Origin of the sequence: Neobacillus sp. KR4-4, from assembly GCF_042136325.1 — a bacterium.
GTDB lineage: Bacteria > Bacillota > Bacilli > Bacillales > Cytobacillaceae > Neobacillus.
This window is the reverse complement of the sequence record NZ_JBHHJU010000011.1, coordinates 146260-171604: the sequence shown is the minus strand read 5'-3', so window position 1 is coordinate 171604 and position 25345 is coordinate 146260. Positions and strand designations below refer to the sequence as shown.

At 39.3% G+C, this 25345-nt stretch carries 27 protein-coding genes; 9 read left to right on the top strand and 18 right to left on the bottom strand.

What is annotated here, in order from left to right; genetic code table 11:
- Nucleotides 1–4: 4 nt before the first annotated feature.
- The gene (locus ACE198_RS13705) at nucleotides 5–952 is read right to left on the bottom strand and encodes an alpha/beta hydrolase (RefSeq protein WP_375375916.1); all 948 of its coding nucleotides are present in this window, start codon (nucleotides 950–952) and stop codon (nucleotides 5–7) included.
- Between the two features lie 145 nt (nucleotides 953–1097).
- On the opposite strand from ACE198_RS13705, the gene ACE198_RS13700 reads away from it, so the two are divergent.
- Nucleotides 1098–1793 carry a response regulator transcription factor gene (locus tag ACE198_RS13700; protein WP_375375915.1) on the top strand — a complete coding sequence of 232 codons (696 nt, stop codon included), beginning with the start codon at nucleotides 1098–1100 and terminating at the stop codon, nucleotides 1791–1793.
- Nucleotides 1794–1876: 83 nt separating this feature from the next.
- Here the strand turns inward: ACE198_RS13700 and ACE198_RS13695 are convergent, their stop codons facing one another.
- Nucleotides 1877–3001 (bottom strand): NAD(P)/FAD-dependent oxidoreductase, encoded by a 1125-nt coding sequence (locus ACE198_RS13695; RefSeq protein WP_375375914.1) that lies wholly within the window; start codon nucleotides 2999–3001, stop codon nucleotides 1877–1879.
- 356 nt (nucleotides 3002–3357) lie between these two features.
- Between ACE198_RS13695 and ACE198_RS13690 the strand changes: the two genes are divergently transcribed.
- Nucleotides 3358–3552: an alpha/beta-type small acid-soluble spore protein gene (locus tag ACE198_RS13690; protein WP_375375913.1), complete on the top strand. Its 195-nt coding sequence runs from the start codon at nucleotides 3358–3360 to the stop codon at nucleotides 3550–3552.
- 119 nt (nucleotides 3553–3671) lie between these two features.
- The gene (locus ACE198_RS13685) at nucleotides 3672–4508 is read left to right on the top strand and encodes an SDR family oxidoreductase (RefSeq protein ID WP_375375912.1); all 837 of its coding nucleotides are present in this window, start codon (nucleotides 3672–3674) and stop codon (nucleotides 4506–4508) included.
- Here the strand turns inward: ACE198_RS13685 and ACE198_RS13680 are convergent.
- From ACE198_RS13680 to ACE198_RS13670, 3 genes are all read right to left on the bottom strand, one after another.
- Nucleotides 4505–5077 carry a DUF2062 domain-containing protein gene (locus ACE198_RS13680; protein ID WP_098571906.1) on the bottom strand — a complete coding sequence of 191 codons (573 nt, stop codon included), beginning with the start codon at nucleotides 5075–5077 and terminating at the stop codon, nucleotides 4505–4507. The genes ACE198_RS13685 and ACE198_RS13680 overlap by 4 nt on opposite strands.
- 248 nt (nucleotides 5078–5325) lie before the next feature.
- Entirely contained in the window at nucleotides 5326–6261 is a 936-nt protein-coding gene (locus ACE198_RS13675) for an aldo/keto reductase (RefSeq protein WP_375375911.1), read from the bottom strand.
- Between the two features lie 136 nt (nucleotides 6262–6397).
- Complete coding sequence (locus ACE198_RS13670; RefSeq protein ID WP_375375910.1) at nucleotides 6398–6850, bottom strand: C40 family peptidase; 453 nt, start codon at nucleotides 6848–6850, stop codon at nucleotides 6398–6400.
- A 418-nt stretch (nucleotides 6851–7268) separates the two neighbouring features.
- On the opposite strand from ACE198_RS13670, the gene ACE198_RS13665 reads away from it, so the two are divergent.
- A complete protein-coding gene (locus ACE198_RS13665; RefSeq protein WP_375375909.1) occupies nucleotides 7269–8858 on the top strand; it encodes an acetolactate synthase large subunit in 1590 nt (529 codons plus the stop codon).
- An 82-nt stretch (nucleotides 8859–8940) separates the two neighbouring features.
- On the opposite strand, the gene ACE198_RS13660 is transcribed toward ACE198_RS13665, so the two are convergent.
- Both ACE198_RS13660 and ACE198_RS13655 read right to left on the bottom strand, forming a co-directional pair.
- Nucleotides 8941–11103, bottom strand: a complete 2163-nt coding sequence (locus ACE198_RS13660; protein WP_375375908.1) for a malate synthase G — start codon at nucleotides 11101–11103, stop codon at nucleotides 8941–8943.
- A 269-nt stretch (nucleotides 11104–11372) separates the two neighbouring features.
- Nucleotides 11373–11546: a hypothetical protein gene (locus tag ACE198_RS13655; RefSeq protein ID WP_180229986.1), complete on the bottom strand. Its 174-nt coding sequence runs from the start codon at nucleotides 11544–11546 to the stop codon at nucleotides 11373–11375.
- A 208-nt stretch (nucleotides 11547–11754) separates the two neighbouring features.
- Between ACE198_RS13655 and ACE198_RS13650 the strand changes: the two genes are divergently transcribed.
- Nucleotides 11755–12243: a DUF2243 domain-containing protein gene (locus ACE198_RS13650; RefSeq protein WP_098571901.1), complete on the top strand. Its 489-nt coding sequence runs from the start codon at nucleotides 11755–11757 to the stop codon at nucleotides 12241–12243.
- A complete protein-coding gene (locus ACE198_RS13645) occupies nucleotides 12230–13045 on the top strand; it encodes a cytochrome c oxidase assembly protein (RefSeq protein ID WP_098571900.1) in 816 nt (271 codons plus the stop codon). Before ACE198_RS13650 ends, ACE198_RS13645 begins: the two co-directional genes overlap by 14 nt.
- Nucleotides 13046–13083: 38 nt before the next feature.
- Here ACE198_RS13645 and ACE198_RS13640 read toward each other — a convergent pair whose 3' ends face one another.
- On the bottom strand, nucleotides 13084–13806 hold the full coding sequence (locus tag ACE198_RS13640; protein ID WP_375375907.1) for a DUF2161 domain-containing phosphodiesterase: 723 nt from the start codon (nucleotides 13804–13806) through the stop codon (nucleotides 13084–13086).
- A gap of 143 nt (nucleotides 13807–13949) precedes the next feature.
- Here ACE198_RS13640 and ACE198_RS13635 point away from each other — a divergent pair, with 143 nt between their 5' ends.
- Nucleotides 13950–14885: an AEC family transporter gene (locus ACE198_RS13635; RefSeq protein ID WP_098571898.1), complete on the top strand. Its 936-nt coding sequence runs from the start codon at nucleotides 13950–13952 to the stop codon at nucleotides 14883–14885.
- An 18-nt stretch (nucleotides 14886–14903) separates the two neighbouring features.
- On the opposite strand, the gene ACE198_RS13630 is transcribed toward ACE198_RS13635, so the two are convergent.
- Nucleotides 14904–15398: a hypothetical protein gene (locus ACE198_RS13630; protein WP_098571897.1), complete on the bottom strand. Its 495-nt coding sequence runs from the start codon at nucleotides 15396–15398 to the stop codon at nucleotides 14904–14906.
- A 174-nt stretch (nucleotides 15399–15572) separates the two neighbouring features.
- Between ACE198_RS13630 and ACE198_RS13625 the strand changes: the two genes are divergently transcribed.
- Nucleotides 15573–15866 carry a hypothetical protein gene (locus ACE198_RS13625; protein WP_098571896.1) on the top strand — a complete coding sequence of 98 codons (294 nt, stop codon included), beginning with the start codon at nucleotides 15573–15575 and terminating at the stop codon, nucleotides 15864–15866.
- A 94-nt stretch (nucleotides 15867–15960) separates the two neighbouring features.
- Here the strand turns inward: ACE198_RS13625 and ACE198_RS13620 are convergent, their stop codons facing one another.
- From ACE198_RS13620 to ACE198_RS13610, 3 genes are all read right to left on the bottom strand, one after another.
- Complete coding sequence (locus tag ACE198_RS13620) at nucleotides 15961–16362, bottom strand: class I SAM-dependent methyltransferase (RefSeq protein WP_375375906.1); 402 nt, start codon at nucleotides 16360–16362, stop codon at nucleotides 15961–15963.
- Nucleotides 16363–16388: 26 nt separating this feature from the next.
- Nucleotides 16389–16553, bottom strand: coding sequence for a class I SAM-dependent methyltransferase (locus ACE198_RS13615; RefSeq protein ID WP_375375905.1), 165 nt, complete (start codon nucleotides 16551–16553; stop codon nucleotides 16389–16391).
- Between the two features lie 73 nt (nucleotides 16554–16626).
- Nucleotides 16627–17187: a class I SAM-dependent methyltransferase gene (locus ACE198_RS13610; RefSeq protein WP_375375904.1), complete on the bottom strand. Its 561-nt coding sequence runs from the start codon at nucleotides 17185–17187 to the stop codon at nucleotides 16627–16629.
- Nucleotides 17188–17368: 181 nt separating this feature from the next.
- Here ACE198_RS13610 and ACE198_RS13605 point away from each other — a divergent pair, with 181 nt between their 5' ends.
- A complete protein-coding gene (locus tag ACE198_RS13605; protein ID WP_375375903.1) occupies nucleotides 17369–18193 on the top strand; it encodes a hypothetical protein in 825 nt (274 codons plus the stop codon).
- 42 nt (nucleotides 18194–18235) lie between these two features.
- On the opposite strand, the gene ACE198_RS13600 is transcribed toward ACE198_RS13605, so the two are convergent.
- From ACE198_RS13600 to ACE198_RS13575, 6 genes are all read right to left on the bottom strand, one after another.
- Nucleotides 18236–19558 carry an aspartate aminotransferase family protein gene (locus ACE198_RS13600; protein WP_375375902.1) on the bottom strand — a complete coding sequence of 441 codons (1323 nt, stop codon included), beginning with the start codon at nucleotides 19556–19558 and terminating at the stop codon, nucleotides 18236–18238.
- A gap of 46 nt (nucleotides 19559–19604) precedes the next feature.
- Nucleotides 19605–20462: an ABC transporter ATP-binding protein gene (locus ACE198_RS13595; RefSeq protein ID WP_098571891.1), complete on the bottom strand. Its 858-nt coding sequence runs from the start codon at nucleotides 20460–20462 to the stop codon at nucleotides 19605–19607.
- Nucleotides 20463–21269, bottom strand: coding sequence for an ABC transporter permease (locus ACE198_RS13590; RefSeq protein ID WP_306460579.1), 807 nt, complete (start codon nucleotides 21267–21269; stop codon nucleotides 20463–20465).
- Nucleotides 21270–21377: 108 nt separating this feature from the next.
- Entirely contained in the window at nucleotides 21378–22367 is a 990-nt protein-coding gene (locus ACE198_RS13585; protein WP_375375901.1) for an ABC transporter substrate-binding protein, read from the bottom strand.
- Nucleotides 22368–22402: 35 nt separating this feature from the next.
- Nucleotides 22403–23536: an iron-containing alcohol dehydrogenase family protein gene (locus ACE198_RS13580; RefSeq protein WP_098571888.1), complete on the bottom strand. Its 1134-nt coding sequence runs from the start codon at nucleotides 23534–23536 to the stop codon at nucleotides 22403–22405.
- 305 nt (nucleotides 23537–23841) lie between these two features.
- On the bottom strand, nucleotides 23842–25221 hold the full coding sequence (locus tag ACE198_RS13575) for a sigma-54 interaction domain-containing protein (RefSeq protein WP_375375900.1): 1380 nt from the start codon (nucleotides 25219–25221) through the stop codon (nucleotides 23842–23844).
- Between the last annotated feature and the right edge of the window lie 124 nt (nucleotides 25222–25345).

Genomic DNA, 25345 nt, shown 5'->3' with positions numbered 1-25345 from the left:
TTCATTAAACCCTGCCAACCCTTTGGTCAATTTCACTTAGAAACTTGGCGAATTTAGAAATAGATCCTTTAATCCGCTCTGGAAATACCGCCATATTTGTAAAATAACCATGCACAAGTCCCTCTTCAATAATTGATTCAACCTTGATCCCTGCTTGCTTTAGGCGTTCAGCATAGGCTAAACCTTCATCTCTTAGGACATCATTTTCTGCAGTAATGACATATGCCGGCGGAAGATTGCTTAAATCGTCTGCCAATAATGGAGCGATGTATTTATTTTTTGTATCCTCTTCATTGTTAATATAGTAGTTGCCAAACCATTTCATTAAGTCTCGATCCAACCCAAACCCCTGTTGAAACTCTTCATATGATTTGGTGTCATATCCTAATGCTGTTACTGGATAAATAAGAACTTGTGCCGCAACCTCTGGACCGTTTTGTTCCTTTGCAATTAACGAAACGACTGCAGAAAGATTCCCACCAGCACTATCACCGCCAACCACTAAGTTGAAAGCGTTTCCATTTAATGCCGTAGCGTTTTCACTTACCCACTTTAAAGCAGCATAAGAGTCTTCTACAGGGATAGGGAATTTATATTCAGGTGCAAGCCTATAATCCACAGAAACTACTACTCTTCCTGTTTGATTGGCAATCATTCGGCAGCTTGGATCGGCCATCTCGAGATCACCTATTACCCAGCCGCCGCCATGATAATAGACAAACAGTGGAAATGGTCCTTGACCTTCCGGTGTGTAGATCCTGACCTTGATTTCCGCATTATTTGCTACAGAAATCATTCGGTCCTCTACCTTCGCAAGCGGCGCCAATTCTACCTCAACAGGAGGAGCTAAAGCAAACATTTCTCTAACGGTTTGTGCATCTAATGTCTGGATCAATGGCATCTGACTGAACATTTCTAAATAAAGTTTTGCTTGCGGATCTAAATTGGCCAAAGAACATCTTCCTTTCCTAATGAGGATTTATTAACTTTCATAGAAAAAGATTTTCCTAAAAGTCTATCTAAAGATTACAATTTTTTGTATAATTTGAATATTCCTAATTTTAGACGTGTTATATCCCCAAAAAGGAGATGATAATTTGACATCTCAGTATACCTTTCAGCAACAAATTCAAAAATTAGAGGAAGCAACGTGCCATGAAGAACGATTATTTAAAATTCTTGATGTCTACATGGAGCTTTATCCCGTCAGGAATGCCTATTTATTTAGATTTTCCCCGTTAGGCTTCCTTGGTGAAGGTATTATTTTATTGACCGCTGAGGGGTTGGTACATATTGGGGATATTCGGGATGATGTCCGTTCCCTGCCGATTATTTACTCAGCGATTCATGAAAAGAAAGCGAAGTATTGTTCAGGAATTGAGTATTTGAAGCAGACAAGTAGTAAATACATAACATCCTCGAGTGTACATTCGGTTGTGGTTGTCCCTATCTGTTTTCGTTCGGTGATTATTGGTTATATTTGCACGAATGAATTTATAAAAGGATCTAGGATAGATGAAATTCTTCTTTCCTCCTTCACTCATTATGGAAAAGAAGTTGGAAAGTTTCTTGAGAAATCCGACAGTGTGGAGGATCCACAATTTTTAAGTAAGCGGGAACTTGAAGTGATGCGCAGAATTGCTTGGGGAGAAAGCACAAAGGAAATGGCAGATCTAATGAAAATTAGCGAATTAACAGTCAAACAATATGTAAAAACAGCGATTAAAAAACTTGGAGTTCAAAATCGTTCCCATGCGATTGGCGAACTATTCCGCAGAGGAATTATCACGTAGTTTTTTGAAAGCGCTTTATTTTGTTGTAGTCTCGGATGGTTCGATTAAAGGCTCAGCACCCAAATGGGTGCTGTTTTTGATTTTTATTTAGGTGGTGCAAGTGCTCCATCCACATCATAATTTTGGGGGTCAATTTCTGTTTGTTTACCTACGACTAGTTTGGCTAGTTCTGCACCAAGATACGGACCGCTCGTTAACCCCGAAGCCCCAAGACCATTGGCTAAATAGATTCCTTCAAATCGTGGCAACGCCCCAAATACAGGCAAAAAGCCTGGGGTGAACGGACGAAAACCAACTTTTGTTTCAAGATATGAGCATTCTGCGAGACCAGGCGCTGTTTCTAGCGCTTTGCTTAATATCTCATGAATTCCACCAGCAGTTATACGCGTGTCAAATCCAACCTCGTTTTCATGTGTCGACCCAACAACAACTCGGCCATTTTCAAACGTAAGGATGTAATGGTTTTGAGGCGGAATAACCACTGGCCATTGGCCTGTATCCGTCTTGGGTATTTCCAGATGAATGATTTGCGCTTTTTGAGGTTGGACTAAAAACTCCATACCTAATGGCTGCAAAAGCTCGTTAGACCATGCACCGGCGGTCAGAATTACCTGATCTGCAGGATATATTATATCTACAATCTTAATCCCAATGACTTGATTCCCCTGCATCTCTAGGGACGCATTCCCGTGGAGAAGTATAACTCCTTGTTTTGTGGCAGCGCGTATTAATGAATCACGCAATGCCCTTCCATTAACCCGTGCTCCCCCACTCACATGAACAGCCCCATATTCCTCCGATAATGGTGGGAATAGACGCTTTGTTTCAGACGGCGATAGTATCGTAATTTCTCCGATTTCAGGAGCATCTTCGCGACGTTTTTTCGCTCGTTCCGCCATTTGTTCGAGTTTATTCAGATCCGTATGTAAACTGATAGCACCAACCTGTTGGTATCCAGTTTCTCTCTCTCCATCTGCCTCTAGTTGAGCAATTAATTCTGGATAATAACGAGCTCCTCCTTTGGCTAACTGGTACCAAGCTTTGTTACGCCGCTGTGAAAGCCAAGGACAAACAATCCCGGCAGCGGCATCAGTCGCCTGTCCCGAGTCAGCTCGATCAACCAATGTTACATTTGCACCTAATTTCGCAAGATGATAGGCGGTCGATGCACCAAGTATTCCTGCTCCTATTACGATTATTTTCTGCATAACACACCTGTTTCACATTTTTTAAAAAAAGGACTTAATAATTTCTTGTTCATTCTTACATTCGGTACAAGTATATTCTATCTCTAATGCATCTTCGTGTACCATATGCTCGGTTTCTTTGCCGCACTTTTCACAATAAAGATTTTTCGGAAATTCAATCATATCATTCATCACTCACTTTCTCAATTAAATGTATACCCAACTATAAGGGTAATATTCCCTACCCTTGGGACACTATTCCCTGTGGTCACCCTCTCGAATTCCTAGTGTACTTTTAATGAAAATAATAATAATCGGTTAAATTATATACGAGCAATGACATATTGCTCAAAAAACTTCGTCGGGAGTGATGTATCATGGCTAGAAACAAACTATTGGTTCCTGGAGCTGACAATGCTTTAGATCAAATGAAACAAGAGATTGCCAACGAGTTTGGAGTTCAACTTGGTGCTGATACGACCGCACGAGCAAACGGTTCAGTCGGCGGCGAAATGACGAAACGTCTTGTTGCTTATGCTGAACAAAGCCTCAGAAATCATCAAAATCAATAACGGATGATTTCAATCAAAGGCTGTCCCACGGATTTTGGGACAGTCTTTTTCGATTTTAGATATACAACCATCGCTATTTTACGTTTAATATAGTAGAAAAGGAATTCTAGGAGGAAATCATGATACAACGAACAGCGATTGTTACAGGGACTTCAAGCGGTTTCGGGATGTTAACCGTGATTGAATTGGCAATAAAAGGCTTTACAGTGATCGCAACCATGAGGGATATCAATAAATCAGAGTCGTTATTCACTCTTGCTAAAGAAAACAATGTCGAGGATTTGATTCATGTTCAACCGCTTGATGTCACTTCCAGTGATTCCATTCAACATTTTCAAGGGATCCTCAACGAGTACCCAGCTATCGACGTATTAGTAAACAATGCCGGATTTGCCCTTGGGGGTTTTAGTGAGGAGCTTTCAATTGACGAGTATAGGAGTCAATTCGAAACAAATCTGTTCGGAGTAATTGCTGTCACCCAAGCAGTTATGCCCTTGATGCGGGCAAGGAAACAGGGCAGAATTATCAATATCAGCAGCATTAGTGGGAGACTAGGATTCCCAGGATTATCTGCTTATGTCGCTTCTAAGCACGCTCTTGAAGGTTATAGCGAAAGCCTGCGACTTGAGTTGAAACCATTTGGGATCGACGTTTCCCTCATTGAACCTGGATCCTATCAAACCAATATTTGGGCAAGTGTGGACGGAATGGAAGTCAATCCTGAGTCTCCATACCTATCCTATATGGAAAGTTTACTACATGAAATTGAGGGCGGTAAGGCCAAGCATGGTAATCCCATCGAGGTTGCCAAGTTGGCAGCAAAAATTGCTTCTCAGCCCCAATCACCAAGCCTTAGGTATCCCATCGGGGCTGGTGTGAAGACGATGTTGAAGCTAAAAAATTTGCTGCCGTGGAAACTATTAGAAGCAATTATTCTCAAGCGACTTAAATCTTAATTATTGGTCGCATCAATCATAACAAGGTTATTTTTTCGAAGGGCTTGTTTATCACGAATCCTTGCAAGTCTTTTCGTTTTTTCTTTTTCATAAAAATAATGAACAAAGAAGTAAGAAATAATACCAAGGATGATGCCAAAAATCGTCATTCCAATTAACACATGGACACCACCGTGAAGTAAACTGACTACACTGCGGAAATCTCCTTGCATCAACTGTTCAAACGAAAAAGGGGACTTATGCCCTATACTCTCGTTTATAGGATAAATCAGTTTACCGATAGTCTTAGCTAAAGGTAGGAGTAATACTGGTAGAAAGGATAGTTTTCCGATTACATTTCCGATAATCGCCGCTGGCAAGGAACCTCTTGCCATTCGAACCATTGGTAAAAATACGATATAAACAAGGGAAGCTGTTGAAAGAACAATCATTTCTAAGCCAAAACCAATTGCAAATCCCAACGAAACTTTTTTGGCTCCACCTGGAGAACGAAGCAATTTTATAAAATTCAACTTAAATGCTCGTCCAATTCGCTTAAAAAAAGGATACTTTTTGTGTTTAAGGTTCATACGAAGACTTCCTTTTTATATCAGATTTTCGTGACTAAATAGCATCGTGTTTAGGGCGATTTAACTAATACCTTTATCATAACATTAAATAAAGAAAAATTAAGATAATTGTAAGCGAACTCATAAATTACCAAGGATAATTTTCCCACATACCACTTCAATTAAAAAGGAATGATTCTTATTATGCCTTTTTTAATGAAAAAAAAGCCGTGAAAGGTGATAAAAAATCACTATTCACGACTTTTCCTTTAGGATGGGAAAATTCGATCAATTTCTTGAATCTCTTCAGTTGTTAATTGGATCTGTAAGGTTTTTAGATTATGAAGCACTTGGTCTGCTCGCTTTGCACCAGGAATAATTACATCGATGCATGGGCGGTACAGATACCAGGCAAGAATCACTTGGGCAATTTCAGCACCCTTTTCTGATGCAATTTTACGGACCTGTTCAATCTTTTGCAAGTTTTGTTCGAAAACGCCTTCTTTAAACTGTGGTCTTTTACGGTTCTTTTCATTGATATTCGTCTCTCGAGAATACTTACCAGTTAATAATCCAGATGCTAATGGGTAAAAGGGAACGAATGAGATTTGCTGGTCGGTAACGTATGGGAATATTTCCCGTTCTGCACCACGGCTTAGCAGGTTATATTCCCCTTGGTAGACATCAACATAACCATCTTTATTAGCTTCTTTTAGTTGATCAATTGAAAAATTAGATACCCCGATTGCTCTAATTTTTCCTTCATCCTTCAATTGCTTTAAAGCCCCAACCGCTTCGTCCTTCGGTGTATCCTGATCGGGAAAATGGATATAAAATAAATCGATGTAATCGGTTTGAAGCTTTATTAAACTCTCTTCGACAGCTTGTTTTAAAAAAGCTGGTGAATTATCAAGAACCATTTCATTTCCAATCAATTTATGTGCTGCTTTGGAGGCGATGACTATTTCTGAACGATTTCCGCTTTCCTTCACGACTTCCCCGATGATTTCTTCGGACCGTCCTAAACCATAGACATATGCTGTGTCAAGGAAATTAATCCCATGAGCCAAACCGGTTCGAACTAACTCCCTGCCAGCTTCTTCATCTAAGTTCGGAAAAAGATTATGACCCCCAACGGCATTGGTACCAAGTCCAATTGGATTGACAAATAAATCAGTTTTCCCGATTCGAGTATGTTTAGTCATTAGCGTTCACTCCCTTATTTTACTAATTTGATGATAACAAACGATTGGAAAAGAATACAAAGTTAATGATTTAATTTTTCAAATAAATATTATTATTTTTCTATGTATAAAAAAGACCATCAGGGATCGATGGTCTTTAAACGCGTTTTGTTCCAATGTATCTTGAATGCCAATATGGGTTATTAGTGCTTGTAATCATGACTCCTTTTAATGAAGAAGCCATAATTATTTTACCATTTCCGATGTACATCCCTACATGTGTCGGTTTACTTGCCTTGGTTGGAGCATAGAACATTAAGTCACCTGGTTGTATATTTGAATATATACAATGTCCGTTCCCATAAAACATTTGTGCCGCTGTACGATTTAAGGTTTTTCCAGCCCTTGCATAGGAATACTTAATAAGACCTGAACAATCAAATCCGCCGGGCGACATTCCACCCCATTGATATGGTACTCCAATATTAGACTTTGCTACCGAAATAGCCTTTGTATGATAATAAGCCGCTTCCGCTTTATCACCCATGTTAGCAAACAAAGAGCCACAAGAAACGATAATGACAAATGCAACGATGAATTTCTTTAGCATAATTGTTACCCCCTAGTGTGATTTGGTAGGTCAAATATACTAGAAAGGTGTAACAGTGACATCTCAGCAATATTACAATATCATTACAAAATTATATTGATATATCTTTTGCAGATCGTCTGTTTTCATTAACAGAGACAAAATAGATAGGTATTTAGGTAAGAATACTATTGTGTAGGAAACGTATGGTGCCCGTGAAGGCTGAGAAATCGAGGAAATGGTAATCATACCTGGTGTATGTTACCCGTAAAGGGTGAAAAATCGGGGCAATGGTAATCATACCTAGTGTATGTTCCCCGTGAAGCGTGAAAAATCAGGATAACGGGAATCATTCGTTTTGTATGATTCCCGTGCACGTAGAATAAACGGAGGTTTTAGAAATCATCGGTAACCAAATTAAATTGACGAGGAGGATTTGATGAAGGTAACAGATGTACTTGTCCATTGTTTAGAAAACGAAGAAGTAGAATATGTGTTCGGAATCGTTGGCACGGAGGTCCTAGACCTCGTTGATTCCCTTTCCAAATCGACACAAATTCAATACATAAATGTCAGGCACGAGCAAGGAGCGGCATTTATGGCAGACGTCTATGGAAGGTTGTCAAACAAAGTTGGTGTATGCTTATCAACGCTCGGACCTGGCGCCGCCAACTTAATAACGGGGATGGCCAGCGCCTGGCTCGACCACTCCCCAGTAGTGGCCATCATTGGTCAGGCCGGTGTGGAGCGACATCATAAGGAATCCCATCAATACCTTGATCTTGTGACGATGTTTGAACCCGCAACAAAATGGAGCACACAAATCAATGAATCCCAAACAGTGCCGGCGAAGGTTCGAAAAGCATTCAAGATGGCAAAAATGGAGAAACCGGGTTCCGTTGCCATTACATTACCAGAAAACTTTTCAAGTCAAATGATCGGCGGTAGTCCCTTACCCGTTACATCCTTGCCTGTATGTGTTCCGGCTCAAGAGTCAATTGAAGCTGCAGGTACCCTTATCAAAAAACATCTTAAACCATTTGTCATCGTCGGAAATGGTGTAATCAGGCAAGAGGCAGTCCCAGATCTACTGACCTTTGTCGAAACCCTTCAATGCCCTGTAACCCATAGTTTTATGGCAAAAGGAGTCCTCCCAAAAGAACATCCGCTTAACTACTATACCTTTGGTTTTAAGGAAAATGACGAGGTGTTACCTGGATTAAAAGAGGCAGATCTCCTGATTGTCATCGGCTTTGACTTTGTCGAAAAACTGCCTATAGACTGGAATGTGAAGAAACTTCCTATTTTACATATTGATTCTTTACCTTCAGAAATTAATGACTATTATCCTGTAGAGGTGGAGCTGGTCGGAAACATAAGAAACACCTTGCAACTTTTAAATCAATCCATCCTTCCGATGAAATCATGGCTTCCCTCCGGCGGGCTAAAGGACCAAATTAAAACTGCATATCAAATTGATCAGCCGGTGTCAGGCACTCTTTCCTTTACAATTGAGCATGTTCTCCACTGTGTTAATTCTCATACAACAGAGGATACGGTTGTGATATCGGATGTCGGTGCACATAAGGTTTCCATTGCGAGAACCTATCAGCCGAAAAAGCCAAATCGGCTTGTTATTTCAAATGGGCTTGCATCCATGGGGATCGCCATTCCCGGTGCGATTGGGGCGAAGCTTGCTTGTCCAGATGACCTAGTTATTTGCATAACCGGGGATGGTGGTGCTTTAATGAATTTTGCAGAAATTGAGACAGCTAAACGACTCGGACTTTCGTTCATAATTATTGTATTAAATGACTCGATGTTAAAACTTGAGGTCCAGCAAATGGACAAAAAGTTCGGAGAAAACTACGGAGTAACGTTCCAAAATCCGAACTTTGTCCAATTGGCCGCTAGTTTCGGAATTAAAGGTATGCGGGCGAGTACGCTTGATGAATTTGAAAACATCTTTAATGAGGCAATGCCGTCTGATGGGGAAATCTTCTTAATCGAGGTTACCTTAGAAAATTAATTTACAATTTCATTCATCCAAAAAAAGCAACTACATCTGTTTCATGTAGTTGCTCGTGTTTTTATTCTTGGTGCCTGACACCCTATTGGGCTTTTGCTTCAATGCGGCGCTGATGTAAAATCGGTTCGGTATATCCGTTTGGCTGATTATATCCTTTAAATACTAAGTCGCAAGCTGCTTGAAAGGCTACAGATTGATCTAAATCTAGAGCCATTGGACGATACGACGGATCTCCCGCGTTTTGTTCGTCGACTACCTTTGCCATTCTCTTTAGGGTTTCCAGTACCTGTTCCTTCGAACAAATCCCATGATGGAGCCAGTTGGCAATATGCTGGCTTGAAATCCGGAGTGTCGCACGGTCTTCCATCAACCCAACGTGATTTATATCCGGTACCTTCGAACAACCAACCCCCATTTCTACCCAGCGAACAACATAGCCAAGGATTCCCTGTGCATTGTTATCAAGCTCTTGCTGAATTTCCTCGGCAGACCAGTTTGTTTGTTCAGCGACAGGTATAGTTAATATCTCATCTCTTAAATCCTGGACACCCTTTGCTAATTCATCCTGCACCTTTGAGACATCCAATTGATGATAATGTAGCGCATGCAGGGTCGCCGCTGTTGGTGAAGGTACCCAAGCCGTCGTCCCGCCTGCTTGCAGATGACCGATTTTTTGCTTGAGCATTTCGGCCATAAGGTCCGGCATTGCCCACATTCCCTTCCCAATCTGTGCACGGCCTTTTAGACCAGCTGCCAGCCCGACAAACACATTGGATTTTTCATAGCTTTGCAGCCATGTAGAGAACTTCATTTCATTTTTCCGGATAACGGCCCCTATTTCCATTGAAGTATGGATTTCATCGCCAGTCCGGTCCAAGAAACCAGTATTTATGAAAACAATTCGTTCCCTTACTTCACCAATGCAATTTTTCAAGTTCAACGACGTTCTTCGCTCTTCATCCATGACCCCAATCTTTAGCGTATTCCGCTCCAGTCCTAGCATATCTTCCACGCGATTAAACGTTTCATTAGCGAAAGCGACTTCTTTAGAACCATGCATTTTTGGTTTAACAATATAAATCGATCCCTTTGCAGAGTTCTGATATGGACCATTGGCCAAAAGAGAATGCTTGGCAATTAAACTAGTAACGACCGTATCCATTAACCCTTCTGGTACCTCGTTTCCATCCTTATCTAGGATAGCAGAATTCTTCATTAAATGACCGACAATACGGACAAACATGAGAGAACGCCCTTTTAGGGCAAATTCCTCACCAGTTGGTGAGATATACGTGCGGTCAGGCTGAAGCGAGCGAGTAATTGTTTTATTATTTTTTGTGAATGCAGTTGTTAAGTCACCTTTCATTAACCCGAGCCAATTGGAGTATACAAGGACCTTATCCTCTGCATCCACGGCGGCAACGGAATCCTCGCAATCCATAATCGTCGTAAGAGCCGACTCTATGAAAATATCTTTAACGCCAGCTCGGTCGGTTTTTCCTATTGGATGGCAAGGGTCGATTTGAATTTCAAAATAGAGACCATTATTTTTCAGTAAAATGGCGGAAGGCTCGCCTGGATTCCCTTGGTAGCCACAGAATTTGGGTTCATCTTGAAGCCCAACGGTCGCGCCATTCCCAAGTAAAACTGCTAATCTTCCATCAACAATCGAATATTTGACAGCCTCCTTATGGGAAAACTGCTTGAGCGGGATGGCTTGATCCAGGAACTCCCTTCCAAAAACAATAACTTTTTCTCCGCGAATCGGATTGTAAGCCCCTGCACGATTAGCACCCCCTTCTTCACTAATCGCATCCGTCCCATATAAGGCATCATAGAGGCTTCCCCAACGGGCATTAGCTGCATTTAGTGCATAACGGGCATTATCGACTGGAACGACGAGCTGCGGACCTGCCTTTAAGGCTACTTCTTCATCCACATTTTCCGTGTTGATCTGAAAATCAGAAGTCTCCGGTTCTAAATAGCCGATTTCTTTCAAGAAAGATTGATAATTTTCAAAGTGGAAGGATTTATTGATTCTGTGCCACATATTGATTTTACGCTGGAGGTCATCTCGTCGATCTAATAGTTGGTTATTGATTGGTGTTAAATCAGCAAAAAGTGCTTCAAAATCAGTCCAGAACTGCTCACGGTCTAAGCCCGTACCTGGTAATGCGCTGTCGTTAATAAAATGATAAAGTACATCCGCTACTTGAAGATTTCCTACTTTTACATAGTTTGACATCTTATCAATTCCCCCTTATGTAGTTTAAACATTACATCGGATCAAAATCTCTGAATCTGCGAATCTCTTTGCTGTTATCACAGCTGCCCTCCCTTCACTTGTTTACCACGGACACAGTTACATTTATTATAAAAAAATGAAACGCTTCCTTTATTATACAATACTTAAAAAGAGAAAAAACCTTGCATTGAGCAAAGGTTATTTAAAAATTTTATTAATGAAGTATTATGGCAGCTGCGGCTGCCATTTGATATTAACTTCAGAAAAAATTACTTGACAGAGAGGATTCTGATTTCATTTTCTGCCTCAACCAGCCGCCCGAATCGATAGCCTTCAATGAGAACATGCCTCTCATGATCACTTAGTCGACGCTTCCATTTCGTTTCTAAAAAATAGATGACTTCGTTATAGTACATTTCCGGGTATTCAAAAGGTTTATTCATACATATGTCTCCTTCCTTATCTTAATCACCTCTGCATATCAGTTTTGACAATTTGCAGAGAAATTAAAAATAAGATTTTTATCAACAAATATAGCCATCAACCAAAAAACAATATTAATGGACAGGAAGCCTACCACATCCTGTTTATGGGTTATTCATTTAGGGTAAATTGAAGAGCAAAAGAATTCGTTTCTTAAAGGAGAAGAAAATGGCGGAGAATAATAACAAAACAAATTACCCTAAAAATCTCTGGTCCGGCTTACTTTTTGGCATAGGACTTGTCGCCTTTATCGATGAAGCAGTTTTTCATCAACTACTGCATTGGCATCATTTTTACGATAAATCCACGACTGGAATCGGACTTGTTTCTGATGGATTTTTTCATGCCTTTAGTTGGTTTGCTACAGTTGGATCCTTATTCATGCTTGCCGACCTTCGCCGCCGAGGTGGTTGGCTGCCAATGAGGTGGTTTGGAGGGTTATTACTGGGTGCAGGTGGATTTCAATTATACGATGGTACCATCCAGCATAAATTAATGGGTCTCCACCAAATTCGCTACGATGTTAATATCGTCCCATACGACATGGTTTGGTACATTACCTCAGTTTTGATGATAATAATTGGCATTGCTATCCTCGCTCGCTCAAAAGGGAAATCAAGTCAATTAGGAGTTACAACGAATCATGCACCTAAATAATCACATACATGATGGATCTGAGATGGAATTTCATGGATTAAGCGTCCAACTGATTTTATCAGTGCCGTTTTTCATTGCATTAGTCATTTATCTTTACGCAGCCATCCTATCTAAGCGGCGAAAAAGATCATGGCGGTCTTACCGAATTGTCAAGTGGATTACAGGTATTTTCTGTGCATTAGCGGCTATTATTGGGCCGCTTGCTACTCGTTCTCATTCAGATTTCACGGCTCATATGCTCGGCCATCTCCTTCTCGGAATGCTGGCGCCGCTATTACTGGTCTTGGCATCCCCAATGACACTGATTCTTCGTACACTAGACGTGAAGCACGCACGGACTTTATCCCATATTTTAAAAAGTAATCCACTTCGACTAATCACTCATCCGTTAACGGCCTCTTTTCTGAATGTTGGAGGCCTTTGGGTCCTATATACGACCAGCCTTTATCAGACAATGGAACAAAACGAGCTGGTTCAAATTGCGGTTCACCTGCACGTATTTCTAGCAGGCTATCTTTTCACAGGTGCCTTCATTTATGCAGATCCAAACCCACACCGGACGGGTTATATCTATCGTTCATGCGTATTAATAATCGCCTTGGCATGTCACGGCATCCTTTCAAAATATATTTATGCTCATCCCCCTATGGGAGTTCCGATTGACCAAGCCAAAACGGGCGGATTGATCATGTATTATGGCGGCGATGTCATTGATTTGATTCTGATTACGATCCTTTGTTACCAATGGTTCAAGGGAACCCGACCAAGAACGAATAAGGCTTTAAATGTATTGAATAAGTAAAAGACTGTCCCAAGAAATCTTGGGGCAGCCCTATGTTCTTACGTACCTTTCTCGTCACCTATTCTAGTTAAATAATAATTTACTAACTCCGGGTATTCTTTTAACTCTGCTTTCCCCTTTTCCGTTATCACATAGGTTCCTCGTTTGATTCTTTCAAACCAACCATAATAATTTTTCGTAAGAATGGATGAGGTATTTTTCCCTGTTCCTAATTGAATTAGCATCCTAGGGGACAATGGACCCAAACATTCAAGATTACAAGCAATCTGGACACAATTTTCTTTATATGCAGTCATAATCTTGGTCCGATTACTGCCCCCTACATTATAGTCTGCACTGCGGCCGTTAATTTCCTTTATAATAGATTCGCGCCTTAGTTTGTTTTTTCTATACTTAAATGGCGAAGGATCAAATATTATTTCAGCTTTTCCGCGTTTCCCAGGGCTCGAAACAACGATTAATCCCAACTCTAGCTTGCGAATTAAATTGCATTTCTCTGCCCACTTTTTGGAATTCAGACGTTGCTTTGGTTTCGGGATTGCCACATAAACTTTATCTGTAATCCGCTGTCTTTTGGCTGCTTGGACAAGTAAGTCCACACTTAAAGTGAGCTTTAATTCGACTACAACTATCTCTTCATCCTTGACTGCAACAATATCACAGTCCTTCACCTCACCATATACCTCATAACCTTCACGGACAAAATAGGTTTGAATGGGTTTATATAAATCGACTTCTTGCAGTTTTTTTGTTTCCTTCATATTGTATCACCATCCCAATGCAAACCTCTCGAATCATTCTATCAAAATGTAACGCAAATTTTCTTTTAGAAAAAGTATGTTTCACCGGTCAACGAACTTTATATGTAAACCTCTAATAAACTAATCATCAGGGGGTGGATGTAATGAGCTCTGATTTATCATTTTCATTAGAAATGTTAACCCTATATGGGATTGCTTTATTGGGATTTATATTACGAAAAACGGGTATTCTTAACAACCATGCGAATGAAGTCTTAACACAGTTAATCCTCTATGTGACCTTGCCGGCCCTTATTTTGGTTTCCTTGGATATCCCCTTTTCCAATTCGTTGGTGAAAGAATTTATTTGGCTTTCCGTGATGTCCGTCTTCATTCTTACATTTTCCTGTTCCTTAGCTGCCTGGATGCGCAAGCACGCAAAACTTCGGGAAGATCAAAAGAGCGTCTATGAAGGTTTAATTATTTTTGGAAATCAAGGATATATAGGGTATGCAGTCAGTTATATCCTTTTAGGCGAACAAGGAATCCTTTACCTGACCATGTTTAATATGTGTTATTTGATTCTTATTTGGACCTATGGAATTTACCTGTTTAGCAAAAATAAAGAAACGATTAAATGGAGAAAAATTTTCTTCAATCCTGGAATTCTCTCCACATTAACAGGACTAATTCTATTTATTTCCCCGCTAAGTTGGCCTGAAGTGGTATTTAAAGGGCTGGATAGTGTTGGAAAAATGACCATCCCACTTTCAATGATTCTGATTGGTTGTTTAATCGCAAATGTTAGTTACAAAGGCTTTTTCCTGTCGTTAAAAAATCCGTATCTTTGGACATCCGCATTTACCAAACTGATCTTTATCCCACTGTTTTTACTCCCGTTTGCGGCTTTTTCTGTCCCATATCCAGTTCTTGTGATTGCGGTGATTGTTTCAGGGATGCCATCCGCGCCAACCATCTCGCTTTACTCGCAAAAATTTGGGGCGGACACCTTTTTTGCATCTATGGGAACATTATTAACGACATTATTATGTGTCCTAACCGTTCCGCTGCTTTATTTTCTTTGTAAACTATTTTACTAATGTAATTGCAGTTGTTCTCTAACCTTTTTCCCAATATTCATAAATTAATTTTTGAAATAATTCATTTAAACTTTTCTTTTTATGTTTTTTAATCCATTCGACCTGGTCGATTGGTAAATTTAGTTTAATACTAACGTCCTCATTGGGCATTTCGATTTTTCTTATTTCTTCTATTGTAATGCCCTCTTCTATATTCGGAAACCAAGCATCATTTTCGCCAACCCGAGTGAACCCTTCGTAGTCATGAATATCATCGAGTTCACAGAATAAATTTATTTGAGGTAATCCGCCAGTCAATATTTTCACATGCATGATGGAATTGATCGTTCTACCATCCTCTAATTCTATCTCGACAATGACGTTTTCAAGGGTCTTATATTTTTTTACAACAATCTCACTAACAATTAAATCCAATTCTAGGGTAAAGCCGGAGCTCGATTCAAAGATGTAGATCCCGTTTCGAAAAACATGGATACTTTCACCATCGATTGTAACTGATTTTACAACTACCATAAACCTATCCTCCATACATTTGTATAAATCATTCTGACCTAAAATTCACTCTTTAAATTTACCATAGTAATGTGATCTGTTGTATTTTTCCTATAAACTTTTGAAAAACAATAATTTTTATATCAATGGGGAATAATAAAAGTGGCAATTTATTGGAAAGAGGTGCTTTTGTAAATGAATCAAGATTATTCTATTGATCCTAATCAAATGCCTAAATTCACTAGTCATGAGGAAGCAAGAGAGTGGTTTAAAGGGCAATTTGGGGATCGATTTTTACTGAGAATGACTGATATGAAAGATGGAAGAAGAGTCAATTTCTACCATCTCGTCAAAGATCCTGAAGTGTACAAGCCATACATGGAGAGCTTTGCAAGCGTTGTTCCGCATGAAATCACCAATATTGACACCTTTAAAAGCTATACAACCATCGAAATTGATGAAGATGGAAATGTTGATATTAAGGATTAAAAAAATAGGGGGCACGGAACTAGTGGCTTAAAAGTAACAGGCTGCTCCTACATGGTTACCATGTATAACCTGTAGCAGCCTCCTTTTTTAAGCCCTATTTCCTATTTTCTGCTTCTGCAAAAACAAATAAATCCCGATAATATTGATGCACTAGAATAATAGGTATTTCTTTATTCCTTAGTAACTCTAAGGTGTTCCTGTTTAAATGGCACCCATCACAAATTTCTTTCCACGCTGGAGTCAGCCAGTTCTGAAGTGAGGATAGGAACCGATTTTGCATTTTAACATGCTCAAATAGAAGGATCTTCCCACCTGGTTTACAAACACGTTTCATTTCGATAATGGCTTTTTCCGGATTGGGAATAGTGCAAAATACAAGTGTCGCCACAACGGTGTCAAAAGAATCCGTAGCAAAGGGCAGTTCTTCTGCACTTGCCTGTACGATTTCAATGGGGACAACTGCTTGCCCGTGTTTAGTTAATGATCGCTCAATCATGTGCTGACTCGGTTCTATCGCAGTTACTATAACATCTTCCTTATATAAAGGAAATTAATCCCAGTACCCGACCCTAATTCAAGAACGCTCCCCGTTGCCTTCGCTAGGAGTTCCTCACGAATTCTCTTAAACTTCTTTTTCTCCAACGGTTTCATAAAAAAATCATACCAATTGGCAAATAATTGACTCAAAATTCTCCACTCCAAACAAGTTTTTAAAGTTTACATAACACTTTTACAGGTAACTAATTTTGTTATTTTGTCATCATTCCCTCTGACAAAATATGGTTTGCCGGCCTGCCGATTCATTTTCTTCAAAAAAATGAATCGTCCAATCTCCAAATTCAGCCAATAACTCATTGGGGAGAAGTTTATATTGACTAGACACTCCTTGATTTTCGGTTCCCGGTGATTGGTAGAAGGTCTCCATAAAAAAATATCCTCCCTCTTTAACTACGCTTTTAACAATCGGGAAAAGTGAACGATCAAGGTAATAGGAAATAACAACAATATCATAAGTATGGTTGGTCCAGTTAGGATTATTCAAATCAGTTAGATCACAAACTTCTGCTTGAATCTTGAGATGGCTCTGTGCAGCACGTTCCTTAATAAAGTCAATCGCAACATCCGAAATATCAACAGCCTGAACGTGATAATTCATACACGCAAGGAACAAACTGTTCCCTCCAAGGCCACACGCAAGATCAAGTGCAGTACCTCCATTTAAATACCTTGAAAAGTTTTCTAGTCTTGGATTTGGTACAGGGTCTTTTAAGTCACTCATCCGTTCTTTATATTTATTATTCCATTTCGTTTTACTGTCCATTTGAAACCTCCTTAACACTTCGATATGAACCTAAACCTACATTATCAAAGTGGAATTGTCCATTTAGATTCAGATACACATGAATAAAATTTTTATTTTGTTACATTCCAATATTAGTTAATTGTGTCTGATATAATGAAAGTATCTAAAGTAAACTGAAAAATCAATAAAGGAGGGCAAAATGAGAAGTTATATTATTAATCGCTTATTAAAACCAAAATATATAAAAATCATTAAGGCTGAAGGGTATCCTTTTACAATAAAGATTAAAAATATAAATATACTTTATGAACAAATGAACAACTATAAAGACACAAAAAATATCCTTTGTCCTTCCAAACCGATTTTAATAGACAATCATGGGCTCAAACGATGGAACGAAAGAGTTGGCCCGATCATCTGTCTAGACTCTTTGCAAAAATCATTGGAAATCATTTTTCGAAATTGTTCTTATCGAATTGACCAGTTAGCACATGGCATTGGGTCCATTGATAATGATATAGTCTTTACTTACGAAAACACGGAAAAATTATTTAGAATTACCACTTTCTATGGACGGAAGAACCTGCATCCTAGTCTAAATCAGGTCCAGAACCTAAGAAGATATAATTTATATAGCAATGAATATGTTAATCTAGCACTTACCACAGAAGAAATTTGTAGGCAGAATTTGCCGCTAATCCCCAAAGAAATGATTCATTTCCAAGGTAGGATCACTTCCTACATTCTAGAAAAGTATCTGATTTCCAATCGGAAACTCCCCTGTTTTCTTTGCTATAGCAAGGACAATAAAAGTAATGACTATTATTCCTTTGTGATTGACTTAGAAAACCCAGAAGAAATGATGATCCCCAATAATGTTTTGTACCTTTTAAACAAGCTTGGTTACAGTGATTTCATCTTAAAATACTTTTCATATCACAATCCTGAAAAATTAGATAGGGCAAGAAGCAAAGCACTCGACTATTATATGACATCAATGCACAATGGGATATTTTTTCATTAAAACAGGTCGCCAACAAGAATTGGCGACCAACTTTATTATTGATTATTTAATTGGCTGCATTAATGTCGCTTCATACTCCGTTAATGCTTCATCAAACATCCGGAGACCCTCATCAATTTGTTCCTTGGTGACGACTAGTGGTGGAATCATTCGAATGACTTCTCCATGATTTCCGCAAAGGTAGAATAGTACCCCCTTTTCAAGAGCAAGATCAAGAATTTTTAACAATCCTTCTCCATTCGGTCCACCTGTCACTGGGTCAATGATTTCAATTCCAATCATTAAGCCCACCGCGCGGATGCTTCCTATAACAGGGTGTCGTTCCTTGATTTTTTCGAGTTCCTGAACAGCATAACTCCCCATATTTCTAGTGTTTTCAAGAAGGTTTTCTTCTTTCATCACTTCCAAGGTAGCCAGTGCAACAGAACAAGCAATCGGATTACCCCCAAAAGTCGTTCCGTGGCTTCCGAGCGGCCATTGTTTCATTAACTCAGCGGAAGCAACTGTTGCGCTGAGCGGCAGGCCATTGGAAATTCCTTTAGCGATGGCCATAATATCAGGGGTCACATCAAAAGTTTGAGCTGCGAACCATTGACCGGTACGGCCAAATCCGGTTTGAACTTCATCAAATATTAGTAAAATATTATGGCGGTCACAAATTTCTCGAACTTTCTTTAACCAGCCCTTCGGTGGAACAACATAACCGCCTTCACCGAGTACCGGTTCTAAAATAACACAGGCCACCTCTTCCGGTGTTACTTGATGACTAAATAAGGAAGCGAAATCTTTTTCTAATTTCTCAATCACATACGTCTCTGGATCCATACCTTCTGGACACTCTTTAACATTAGCATAGGGTACTTGATAGGTAAGACCAGATGGCTGAATGAATTTCCGATATTTGCTTTTCGATGTAGTCACACTTAATGCACCTAACGAACGACCATGAAAACAACCGGTAAAGGAAATAACATACGGGCGTTTGGTTACATATTTTGCTAGTTTGAGTGCTCCTTCGATAGCTTCTGTCCCACTATTAGCAAAGAAAAAGCAATCAAGCTCTCCTGGTAAAATTTCGGCGAGTTCATCGGCCAATCGTAAAATGGACTCATACATAATTACCCCAGAAGGACCATGCATCAATCCATCGGCAGCATCCTTAATTGCTTGGACTACCTTAGGGTGACGGTGTCCAACATTTGTTACCGCAATTCCAGAGGTAAAATCAAGATATTTCTTTCCATCCACTCCAAAATAATAACAGCCTTCCTCTTTCACCACCGGTAGATTTGGATGATCCTTTGCCATGCTTGGTGCCAGTCGATTTGGCATATTTTTCACGAGGTGATCCCATTTGTTATCCATACTTTGACCTCCGTATTCAAATTCCTTAACTCTGAAAATTGCTGTTTTATTTAATTGCTTTTAACGTTTCATCTCGAATCAATGATAATAATCCCTCTTTGTACTCGGCAAACTCTGCAGTTGTTTTCACACTGAAATCCCTTGGCCGCTCCAATGCAATCGGGATTCTTTTCTTTAAACGTCCTGGTCTTGCCGTCATAACATATACCGAATCTGCTAAAAAGATCGACTCATCAACATCATGAGTGATAAACAGAATTGTCTTCTTCGACTCTTCCCATGCTTTCAAGAGCACTTCTTGCATGATGTTTCGTGTTTGGGCATCCAATGCCCCAAACGGTTCATCCATTAATAGAATCTTTGGATCGTTTGCCAGCGCTCGAGCAATTGCAACACGTTGTTTCATCCCACCGGATAACTGAATCGGAAAATGATTTTCAAATCCTTCTAAACCGATTAATTGCAAGTAGTGTCTAGCAATATCGTCTCTCTCTTTTTGAGAAACACCCTTTAGCTTTAACCCAAAGGTAATATTGTCTTTCACTGATAACCATGGAAATAATGTGTACGATTGAAATACCATTCCGCGATCAGGTCCTGGACCATGGATTTCCTGCCCATCAAGGAGTACTTGGCCGGAAGTTGCTTCTTCTAACCCTGCAACAATCCTTAAAACGGTTGACTTCCCACAGCCCGAAGGTCCTAAAATCGTAACGAATTCCCCTTCCTCAATCGAAAAGGATGTTTTTTCCAATGCGGTCGTTTCACCTTTTTTTGTTTTAAAAACTTTTCCAACCTCTTTAATTTCTAATTTCGGGGTCCCAGTCATATTTAAAAGAGATTCTTTCTGGTTTGGTACAACTATTTTTTCCTTTTCTTTAACACTCAATTGAGGTGTTACCATTTAAAAACCATCCTTTCTCATCCAAGAAAACGAAGCCTTATATATGGCTTTAAAGAGAATGTCTGTAATCAGCCCGAGGATACCAATAATCAAGATTCCGACAATGATTTTATCTGGCTGCAGAAAACGAGAAGCCTGCATGATCATATATCCTAAACCGCTAGATGCACCAACAATTTCAGCAACCACTAAATAGGTCCAAGCCCAGCCGAACGTAATCCGGAGGGTATCAACAATTCCCGGTAAGGAAGCAGGGAGGATAACTTTGGTAAACACTTGTGCCTTCTTTGCCCCTAATGTATAGGAAACATCAACTAAATCATTTTGAACATTCTTGGTGACGTCCATAATCATCAACGTCAGCTGAAAAAACGTTCCAAGGAAAATAACACTCATTTTTTCTGTCTCACCAAGTCCAATCCAAAGAATCAGTAAGGGAATAAAAGCAGATGCCGGCATATAACGAATGAAACCAATGATTGGTTCAAAAGCACCCTCCATAATCCTTAGTGAGCCCATTAAGATCCCAAGCGGTATACCAATAATGGCTGCAGCAAGAAATCCAAACAGAACCCTGGTAAAACTGATCCCAATATCTGAAAGAATTTGACCATTTACAAACATATCCACCGCGGTAGATAATACGGCAGTAGGAGTCGGAAGGAATAATGGATTCACGAACTGTCCGTAACTAAGTACTGACCAAACTAATAGAAAAATAATAAATGTGATAAAGCCCGCGGAAGTATAAAATACTTTGGGTATTTCCTTATTAGGAGTAAACAATTTTGTGATCAATTTTTTCACCTTCTTATGTGTCTATTTTGTAAAAAAGCCTAACTGATGAGGTTAAATAAAACATCTCATAAGTCAGGCTGTTTAAAGTGAATCCTTAAACTAACTTAAACCTTATCATTATTGGAAACTCGGATTGATAATATCTTCTGCTTTTGGCTCGGTTTTAAGAAGTTTTTGATCCTTATAAAACGAAATCGCATTTTCTGTAGATTGATAGATGGAACCTTTAGCGCTTTCTGTCCCAAATAACTTTTCATTATCTTCTTTCGAGAAGAATTTCAAACCAGTAACCGTTCCTTCAAATTCTTTCACATCAATATTTAAACCTTTTGCCATAATTTCATTGGCTTCTTTTTCATGTTCTTTCCAATACGTCATGGCTTCGCCCATCGCCTTAACAAAAGCTTTCACATCTTTCGGACGGTTTTTGATTACATCTTCTTTAAAGCTGACCGTATCAACAATGATTCCAGATAAATCTTTAGTTGTTAATAAAACTTTACCGTTTGCTTCTGCTCCCTTTGATAACCAAGGCTCCCATGTAACAGCTGCATCCACTTTACCAGCGGCAAAAGCAGCACCGGCATCACCGGCAGACATTTGCACGACTTGTACATCTTTTTCAGTTAATCCGCCTTGTTTTAATGCTTGCAGTGCTAACATATGGCTAGTTGAACCTACCTCAAATGCTACTTGTTTGCCCTTTAAATCTTTTACACTATTAATTCCATTTTTTACGAGAATCCCGTCCCCGCCGTAAGAATCATCTAATAACCAAACTACTTGGACAGGAATTTCAGATGCTGCCAGGGACACTTGGACATCCAGTGCCGTTGCCATCCCATCAATTTTCCCACTGGCTAATGCTTGTTTACGTTCTCCTAATCCTTCTACAATGGAAAGGTCCACATCAATCCCATTCTTTTTGAAAAAGCCCTTTTCTTTTGCTAAAAATAACGGACCGTACCCTGTCCAGGTTGGCAGTGTCACTTTCAATGACTCAGACGACTTCCCATCCTTAGCAGTACTTGCTGCATCCTCTTTCCCACACGCTGCTAATGCAAATAGCAACATCAATGAACAAAAAACCAATAACCACTTTTTCACTCCAAATTCCCCCTTGTAATTAAATATATAGCTATTTAAATCTGTTTCTCTGTTAAACGAAATGAAGAATGAAGAACACCTGTTAACATTCTATTTCCAATTTCATCAGCTCGGCGAACAGCTTCAATCACCATTTCAGGTGAGACTTCAAATGGCATATTTGCCATATCCTCGATTGTAACAGTAATTTCCCCAAGCTTCTGCCACTGACTTTCTGTTAAATTTGTAATTCCCATTTGCTTTAAAGTAAATGGAAGTCCAACTTCCTGGTAATAACTTATTAACTTTTTAAGTTCGACCTCGCTGGTATTCTCCATACACAACTGTGCAAGGATCCCGAAGGCAACAATTTCCCCGTGATAGGTGTGATGTACTTCAGGGAAAATCGTTAACCCTGAATAAATCGCATGGGCTCCAGCTGTTCGGCAATCATCCCCGCCATATCCACTGACACTGCCACTGACTAAAATAATGGTATCAATCACATCTTCGAACTCTATTGTTACTATTTGGGTTTGAACAGATGTGACAGCATTTTTCCCGATTTGAAGCAGCGTTTGATAAACCTGACCTGCGATCGCAACAGCCGTTTGATTTAAAATGTTAGGCACCGCTTTTTTCACAGAGGATTTGGTCTCAAACCATTTAGCCAATGTATCGCCAATACCCGCGATTAAAAAGCGTACCGGTGCGTTCATGATGATTTCCGAATCAACTAAGACTAAATCAGGTGCCTTCGACTTTCGTTCGATCCCAATAAATTCACCATCATTGCTATATAGGATGGTAATAGGTGTTGCTGCTGCACAAGTTGCAGCGATAGTTGGGATGGCAATTAACGGTTTGTTAAGTTGATAGGCAACAGCTTTAACAGTATCAATGGCTTTGCCTCCACCTGTCGTAATAAGGACATCAATCTGTTCATCTTTTAGTACAGCTACTAATTGATCGATATTCGCTTGAGACGATTCTCCGCCATACCAAAGCGAATGTTTTAATAAAATCTCGTGTTCTGTCAAACTCTTTCTTAATGAATCTTCCACAAGTCCTCTACTAATTTGGCCTCCTATGAGAGCAGCTGCTTTTCCAAAGTTTTTTATGTACCTACCCGCTTCTTCTAGTAAACCTTTATTTCTAATATATTGAGCTGGTCCTACCGTTACTTTCATATTACACCTCAAATCCTTTGTAAATTGTTTAAAAATGAATAATATTCTTTAAATATAAATACTTGTCTATTTTATGTCAATATATTTTCTTAATATTCTATCATCAAGTAAAAATACAAACTTAACTATAAAAATACAAAAATGACGCTATTTAAAAATATCATCTTTCATTATTTCTGTATAAATATAATCAACCACCTTTCTTTTCGCCGTGGAATTTCTCCCGTTTGATATGGATTTCTATACATATGTGGCCGCTTCGTTTGTGTCTTACATCTAAAAATAATGCAAGTTTTGTGCCATTTTTAATCTATTCCGTGCTTTCTGATTTTTCTAAACACCGAAGGCTGACTTATCCCTAATGCTTTTGCCATGTCTATCGTCGTTTTGTATTGTTTCCTAGCCTTAAGTAACACTTGTTTTTCTACACTATCTAGAATCTCATTCAATGAACGATTATTGTCATCAACAGACGTCACATGAGGAAAAGATTTTCGAAAATGAGGCGGCAGGTTTTCGATTTCAATCAATTGTTTTGGAGAGGTAACTACCAATCTTTCAATTAAATTGATTAGTTCTCGGACATTTCCTTTCCATTCTTGTGTAAACAACAGATGCAGAACACCTTCATCAAGGCTTCGTTCACGATGATACTTTTTAGAAAAATACGTTAAGAAGTGTTCAATTAACGGGATGATATCGGTTGAGCGATTTCTTAATGGCGGAATGGTAATCGGTACAACATTTAAACGGAAGTAGAGGTCATGTCTAAAGATTTTTTCTTCCACGGCTTTCTCTAAGTCTCGATTTGTTGCGGCAAGAATACGGAAATCAACGGTTCGCAGCTTCGTTCCACCAACACGGTAAAATTGCTTTTCCTGAATGAATTTGAGGATTTTCACTTGATTGACTAACGATAACTCACCCACTTCATCTAAAAATAAGGTCCCGCCTCCTGCAAGCTCCGCTAGCCCGATCTTGCCTTTTGGATGGGCTCCCGTAAATGCTCCTGATTCATATCCGAAAAACTCTGCCTCAAACAGGGCTTCGGGTATGGCACCGCAGTTCACCTCGATAAAAGGGCCGTCTTTCCGAGAACTTTTTTTATGAATGAATTTCGCAATATGTGATTTGCCTACCCCTGTTTCACCCAGCAGCAACACATTGACATCAATTTCAGCCACTTGCAGAGCAAGCTGGAGTACTTTTTTCATTTCTGTACTCGTGGCAATCATTCCGTCAGAATCAAATTGGAGATTTCTTAGCATTTCCAGTTCACTTTTCACTCGTTCCATTTCGTCTTCGATGTCCGTTAAGTATTTTTTCATGTTAAGTAACTCGGTAACATCATGTGAATAACTGACGATTCTTACTAAATTATTGTTATGATCAAAAACAGGAATCCCAGTTACAAGTAACTTTTCTCCCTTATTAGTTGTTTGGACTAGAGTGACTTTCTTTTTTTCCTTAATAACCAACGGCGTCAAAATCGGTGTAAATACCCCTTCTTTTTCAAGTTCATAAACAGACCGGCCGACCATTTCATTGGACTTCATATTATAAATTCCTTCGGTAGCTTCACTTACTTTCAAAATAATCCCATCTGTGTCGGTGACTAAAATATCGTCTTGTAATGAATGTAGAATGGCTTCATTTTCATTCCAAACTTTTTTTTCATCACTCACATATTCCCCTCCTTCTTGAATTATTCAGACTCAATTATTATTCATTATTGAATAGAAAACAGGGTAAACTTCTTGATATTACAGTTATATCAGATAATTAATAAAATTTATACTTTTTTAAATA

Excerpts from the sequence above, each read along its gene's own strand:
- ACE198_RS13620 (WP_375375906.1), bottom strand. The coding sequence starts at position 16,362 with ATGATTGAGCGATCATTAACTAAACACGGGCAAGCAGTTGTCCCCATT.
- ACE198_RS13675 (WP_375375911.1), bottom strand. The coding sequence starts at position 6,261 with ATGACTAAACATACTCGAATCGGGAAAACTGATTTATTTGTCAATCCA.
- ACE198_RS13635 (WP_098571898.1), top strand. The coding sequence starts at position 13,950 with ATGAGCTCTGATTTATCATTTTCATTAGAAATGTTAACCCTATATGGG.
- ACE198_RS13685 (WP_375375912.1), top strand. The coding sequence starts at position 3,672 with ATGATACAACGAACAGCGATTGTTACAGGGACTTCAAGCGGTTTCGGG.
- ACE198_RS13655 (WP_180229986.1), bottom strand. The coding sequence starts at position 11,546 with ATGAATAAACCTTTTGAATACCCGGAAATGTACTATAACGAAGTCATC.
- ACE198_RS13660 (WP_375375908.1), bottom strand. The coding sequence starts at position 11,103 with ATGTCAAACTATGTAAAAGTAGGAAATCTTCAAGTAGCGGATGTACTT.
- ACE198_RS13580 (WP_098571888.1), bottom strand. The coding sequence starts at position 23,536 with ATGAAAGTAACGGTAGGACCAGCTCAATATATTAGAAATAAAGGTTTA.
- ACE198_RS13690 (WP_375375913.1), top strand. The coding sequence starts at position 3,358 with ATGGCTAGAAACAAACTATTGGTTCCTGGAGCTGACAATGCTTTAGAT.
- ACE198_RS13610 (WP_375375904.1), bottom strand. The coding sequence starts at position 17,187 with ATGGACAGTAAAACGAAATGGAATAATAAATATAAAGAACGGATGAGT.
- ACE198_RS13665 (WP_375375909.1), top strand. The coding sequence starts at position 7,269 with ATGAAGGTAACAGATGTACTTGTCCATTGTTTAGAAAACGAAGAAGTA.
- ACE198_RS13605 (WP_375375903.1), top strand. The coding sequence starts at position 17,369 with ATGAGAAGTTATATTATTAATCGCTTATTAAAACCAAAATATATAAAA.
- ACE198_RS13680 (WP_098571906.1), bottom strand. The coding sequence starts at position 5,077 with ATGAACCTTAAACACAAAAAGTATCCTTTTTTTAAGCGAATTGGACGA.
- ACE198_RS13670 (WP_375375910.1), bottom strand. The coding sequence starts at position 6,850 with ATGCTAAAGAAATTCATCGTTGCATTTGTCATTATCGTTTCTTGTGGC.
- ACE198_RS13600 (WP_375375902.1), bottom strand. The coding sequence starts at position 19,558 with ATGGATAACAAATGGGATCACCTCGTGAAAAATATGCCAAATCGACTG.
- ACE198_RS13625 (WP_098571896.1), top strand. The coding sequence starts at position 15,573 with ATGAATCAAGATTATTCTATTGATCCTAATCAAATGCCTAAATTCACT.
- ACE198_RS13595 (WP_098571891.1), bottom strand. The coding sequence starts at position 20,462 with ATGGTAACACCTCAATTGAGTGTTAAAGAAAAGGAAAAAATAGTTGTA.
- ACE198_RS13645 (WP_098571900.1), top strand. The coding sequence starts at position 12,230 with ATGCACCTAAATAATCACATACATGATGGATCTGAGATGGAATTTCAT.
- ACE198_RS13695 (WP_375375914.1), bottom strand. The coding sequence starts at position 3,001 with ATGCAGAAAATAATCGTAATAGGAGCAGGAATACTTGGTGCATCGACC.
- ACE198_RS13640 (WP_375375907.1), bottom strand. The coding sequence starts at position 13,806 with ATGAAGGAAACAAAAAAACTGCAAGAAGTCGATTTATATAAACCCATT.
- ACE198_RS13630 (WP_098571897.1), bottom strand. The coding sequence starts at position 15,398 with ATGGTAGTTGTAAAATCAGTTACAATCGATGGTGAAAGTATCCATGTT.
- ACE198_RS13650 (WP_098571901.1), top strand. The coding sequence starts at position 11,755 with ATGGCGGAGAATAATAACAAAACAAATTACCCTAAAAATCTCTGGTCC.